This is a genomic window from Nocardia pseudovaccinii NBRC 100343 (assembly GCF_001613225.1).
In the GTDB taxonomy this organism is placed as follows: Bacteria; Actinomycetota; Actinomycetes; order Mycobacteriales; family Mycobacteriaceae; genus Nocardia; species Nocardia pseudovaccinii.
Map to the genome: position 1 here is coordinate 1 of NZ_BDBY01000241.1, position 3449 is coordinate 3449.

Consider the following 3449-nt stretch of genomic DNA (forward strand, 5'->3'; position numbering starts at 1 on the left):
AAATTCCCGACCGGTCACACTGTCATGTGGATCACGCCGATGCGATCGGGATCTCGCGAACACGAGGAGGCGGCATGGCCGAGCAGTCACGGGACCGCAGCGGCGCGGGTGATCCCGTGCGCACCTTGGAACTGCTGTGGCGCGTGCCCGCCGCATCGGTGCGTGGACCGAAGCAGCGCAGCAGTGTGGATGCTGTGGTCGCGGTGGCCATCGACATCGCGGATGCGGATGGGATCGGCGCGCTCACCATGCGAGCCGTAGCCACGCAGCTGGGCTTGACCCCGATGGCTACCTACACCTACGTGCCGGGCAAGGCGGAACTCGTCGACCTCATGATCGACGCGGTCTATCGGGAGATGTCGCGTGCCGATCTGACCGATCTGCCCTGGCGCGATCGCGTCACGACGATCGCCGCCGAGAATCGCGCCATGCTGGTCCGCCACCCATGGGTTGCCTACCTGCCGACCACGCGGCCACCGCTCGGCCCGGGCGTTGCCGCCAAATATGAACATGAACTGCGCGCTTTCGACGGCCTCAGTCTCGACGATCTCGAGATGGACGCCGCCGTCACCTACGTCCTGGGCTTCGTCACCTCGGTGGCGCGCATCGCTATCGACACCGAACGCGCCGCGACCGAGAGCGCCATGTCCGACCGGCAATGGTGGGAACGCGCCGCCCCGCTACTGGCTCAATTCTTCGATGCCGAGCGCTATCCGCTGGCCGCCCGCGTCGGCGCGGTCGCGGGGCAGGCGCACGACTCCGCCTACAGCGCCGACCACGCCTACGAATTCGGTCTGGTTCGAGTCCTGGACGGCCTGGCCCAGCTCATCGAAAACCGCTGAGCCGCAGGGCTTACTGATCACCGGTCTCGTTGTGGGGTTTCGGATGCCGTGCGGTATCCGCACCGCTGGGGAGCAGGAAGCTGGTGATCACGATGGACAGAAGAATGAATCCCGCCACGATCAACACGAGGCTGACAGTCATGACGGCCCCTTTCTCTATCGAGCCGACAGCAAATGGTCAGCTAGCTTGATGGAGGGGTTTCCGATCCTGGTGCTGTCACACTATGGCGTGCGACACACATCGGTATGTGTCTCGAAAGCTCTGGTTACTACGTGACGACGGGATGAAAATCGTCACTCTGTGCGTGTCGTGTTTCAGTTTAGGGGCTGTCACGGGTGATCGCTCTGGAATTGCTAAATCGAGAATGGGCGGCGTTGGCGGGGGCGAACTGGCGCCGACGCCGCGGTCACTCAAACGCCGTCGCGCTGGATCCGCAGCGCGGTGATGGTCGCGGCCAGCCCCTCGTACTGATTGATGAGCAGCACGATTTCGATCAGGCTGCGCTCGTCGTAGTGCTCGGCAAGCGCGGACCAGGTGGCGTCATCGATATCGCGCGTTTCGACCAACTTGTCGACGGCGGTGAGCAGCGCACGATGCTTGCCCGACCATCCATCGGCAGCGGGGCCGGTGCGAACCCGGTCCAGGATTTCCGGCGTGACGCCCGCCCGCCTGCCGAGCCGAATGTGATGGTCCATTTCGTAGGCGCAGTCGCGCAGCTGTGCGACGCGCAGGATGACCAGCTCGGATTCGTGCCTGGGCAGTCGGCCGCCCGGCATCAATCGCCCGGAGAAGTGCAGCCAGCCGCGGAACAGTCCCTTGGTGCGGCCGAGTGTGCTGAACAGATGTGCGTCGTCCGTCCCCGCCGCCCGTGAAAGTATTTGCCAAACAACCCAATTGATCGGACCCAGCTCGCGGAGCCGACCGGGTGAAATGCGTGGTTGCAACGCCGAAACCATGCTCATGCCTCCTTATCCGCCGCCGGTGGCGGGGTCCGTCCTGCCGGACCGAATCCGAGCGTACTAGCGGGTACGTCGGCGATCGGCGCTGAATTGTGCGGGTCGTGGTTCCGGGACCTCGGCTTATCCGCGCAGTTCTAGGGGTACCGCTAGGGGATCGGCCAGTAGTGATAGATCCGACTGACCGGTTTGCTATAGCTGAATTGTGCTGGTCTTCTTGGCTTTCCGGTGGTCTTCGCGGCGACGGCGGGTCATCATCAGTACCGGCGCGGTGGACGGTGGGACGCCGAGTCGAACCGGATGAGGGTAGGGAATACGCGATGCTGGTGAAGATCAAGACCGGAGCTGATCTCTCCGGGGCCGAACAGGAATTCGTCGAATGCCTGCGGTCGTATCCGACGACCGGTCTCGCGTTGGTCGGCTTGGAGGTCGGCGATCACGGATCCCGTCGCGTCGATGCGATCATTCTGACCCCGCGCGGCATTACCGTGACCGATATCAAGGGCTTCCGCCGCCGCCAGAGCGGGATCCTGAGCATTCCGGGCGACGGTCCGTGGACGATCAGCGCGGAGCCCGCCGATCTGGACGAGGAGATCTCCGGCAATCCCGTCGATCAGCTGGAGCACAGCACGCATGCGGTGAAGACCCGGCTGGAGCGGGCGCTGATCGATCCGGGCCACATCTGCGGCGCCATCGTGCTCGTGCCGTTTCGTGGGGTCGCGGTGCGGCCTGCTCGAACCAATCTGCGCCCCGGCATGGATATCGTCGTCTCGAACGCCCGTGACGCGACCGAACTCCGTATCTACCTCGAGGGTTTCTCGGCCGGACCGCGTAGCTGGACCGCGGATCGGGTCGTCGCGGCCTGCGATGCGCTCGGCCTCACCGAAAAGCCTTCCCGCGCCGAGTTGCTCGCGGACGGCTTCGACGAGGTACAGCCCAAAGCGCCGTCGCCGTCGGCGCGCGAGCTGCGCAGGCACGTCATCCCCGCGCCGCTGCCGCCGAGCAGGCGGCAGACGGCGGCGGGGTGGGTGGTCTTCGCGGTTGCCCTGGTCGGAATGGTGGTGGTCCTCATCGTGATCGCGAGCTCGCTCGCGCACGATTCGGCTGATCCGGCCCGCGACCCGGACACTTCGACGACCAGCGTGACGCCCTCGCCGCCGCCGCGCCGTTCGACCGAGTGCTGGCCCCTCCAGTCCAACTGCTGAGTCAGAACGCGGCTTCGTCCAGCTCCATGATGTCGTTATCGATCGCGGCGATAATGTTCTTCACCGCGGTCAGTTCCGGCAGTGCGTTCTTCGCGAAGAAGCTTGCGACAGCGACTTTTCCGGAATAGAACGCCCGATCCCTCTCCGGTGCTTCGGCGGCCAGTGCGGCGGCCGCGATCTCGGCCTGCGCCAGCAGTCGCCAGGCGATGAGCAGATCGCCGACCGCGAGCAGGAAGCGCACCGAGCCGAGCCCGACCTTGTACAGCTCCTTCGGATCCTGTTGGGAGGCCATCAGATAGCCGGTCAGCGCGGCGGCCATCGCCCGCACATCGGCGACCGCGGTCGCCAGCAGCGCCCGCTCGGTTTCGAAGCGACCGGTCTTCGCCTCCAGGAAGGCGGCGATCTGCCCATTGACGTGTGCGAACGCCACACCCTTGTCCCGAAT

At 65.3% G+C, this 3449-nt stretch carries 5 protein-coding genes; 2 read left to right on the forward strand and 3 right to left on the reverse strand.

Annotated elements, in window-relative coordinates; translation table 11 throughout:
* Nucleotides 1-74: 74 nt before the first annotated feature.
* Entirely contained in the window at nucleotides 75-842 is a 768-nt protein-coding gene (locus NP3_RS29930) for a TetR/AcrR family transcriptional regulator (protein ID WP_063044959.1), read from the forward strand.
* A 10-nt stretch (nucleotides 843-852) separates the two neighbouring features.
* Here NP3_RS29930 and NP3_RS51210 read toward each other — a convergent pair whose 3' ends face one another.
* Both NP3_RS51210 and NP3_RS29935 read right to left on the reverse strand, forming a co-directional pair.
* Entirely contained in the window at nucleotides 853-984 is a 132-nt protein-coding gene (locus NP3_RS51210; protein ID WP_281197609.1) for a hypothetical protein, read from the reverse strand.
* Nucleotides 985-1253: 269 nt separating this feature from the next.
* On the reverse strand, nucleotides 1254-1787 hold the full coding sequence (locus tag NP3_RS29935) for a carboxymuconolactone decarboxylase family protein (RefSeq protein WP_084509161.1): 534 nt from the start codon (nucleotides 1785-1787) through the stop codon (nucleotides 1254-1256).
* Between the two features lie 332 nt (nucleotides 1788-2119).
* Between NP3_RS29935 and NP3_RS29940 the strand changes: the two genes are divergently transcribed.
* Entirely contained in the window at nucleotides 2120-3004 is an 885-nt protein-coding gene (locus NP3_RS29940) for a nuclease-related domain-containing protein (RefSeq protein WP_063044957.1), read from the forward strand.
* 1 nt (nucleotide 3005) lies between these two features.
* On the opposite strand, the gene NP3_RS29945 is transcribed toward NP3_RS29940, so the two are convergent.
* Nucleotides 3006-3449 (reverse strand): acyl-CoA dehydrogenase C-terminal domain-containing protein (locus tag NP3_RS29945; RefSeq protein ID WP_169814598.1); only part of this gene is annotated, 444 nt, incomplete at its 5' end.

Coding starts and splice junctions, on each gene's coding strand:
- NP3_RS29930 (WP_063044959.1), top strand. CDS start 75: ATGGCCGAGCAGTCACGGGACCGCAGCGGCGCGGGTGATCCCGTGCGC.
- NP3_RS51210 (WP_281197609.1), bottom strand. CDS start 984: ATGACTGTCAGCCTCGTGTTGATCGTGGCGGGATTCATTCTTCTGTCC.
- NP3_RS29940 (WP_063044957.1), top strand. CDS start 2,120: ATGCTGGTGAAGATCAAGACCGGAGCTGATCTCTCCGGGGCCGAACAG.